The organism is Vibrio sp. 1580, assembly GCF_033340055.1.
Window position 1 is genome coordinate 1 of the sequence record NZ_JAWOVT010000624.1, and the last position, 544, is coordinate 544.

2 pseudogenes are annotated in these 544 nt (G+C 45.2%); both read right to left on the bottom strand.

The features are described from left to right. Nucleotides 1–135, bottom strand: a pseudogene (locus R7093_RS27500) (ABC transporter ATP-binding protein); the annotation flags it as partial. Between the two features lie 9 nt (nt 136–144). After that, nucleotides 145–544: pseudogene (locus tag R7093_RS27505) on the bottom strand (ABC transporter substrate-binding protein); the annotation flags it as partial.

The window sequence follows — 544 nt, forward strand, 5'->3', positions numbered from 1 at the left end:
AGACTCACCAACGAGACCGAGCGTTCGTCCTGCGCGAACATCAAAGTTCACGCCATGGAGTACTTTTACCGGGCCATCATCCGTGATGAATTCCACTTCGAGATCTTTTACACTCAAAATTACATCGTTTTCCATAACACATCCTTACAGCTTATACGTGTCATCAACGACAACAACCGGTTCAAAGGTTTTACCCGACTTCATCGCTTTCTGGGTTTCTTTCTTCACGTCTTTGTCGATCCAATACGTGCCATCACCGATAATTCCGCCACTGAACAACGCTTCTGTCATTCGATTCATTGGTTTCTCTGGCAATTTCAACCAACGCCAGTGTCCATAACGAACGTAAGGCACCATGTAGCCAGTGACAATCACGTGCGCATCAATAATGTCTCGCTGAATCTCATGACCTAGTTGGATCTTCTTATCCATGTCCATGTTAAAGCGATACGCAATGATCTTTTCATCTAGCTCTGGCGTGCTGTAGTTAGTGAATGAGTTCGTTTGTGGTTTGTTCGCGTTCACGGAGTGGAAGTATTCCCAA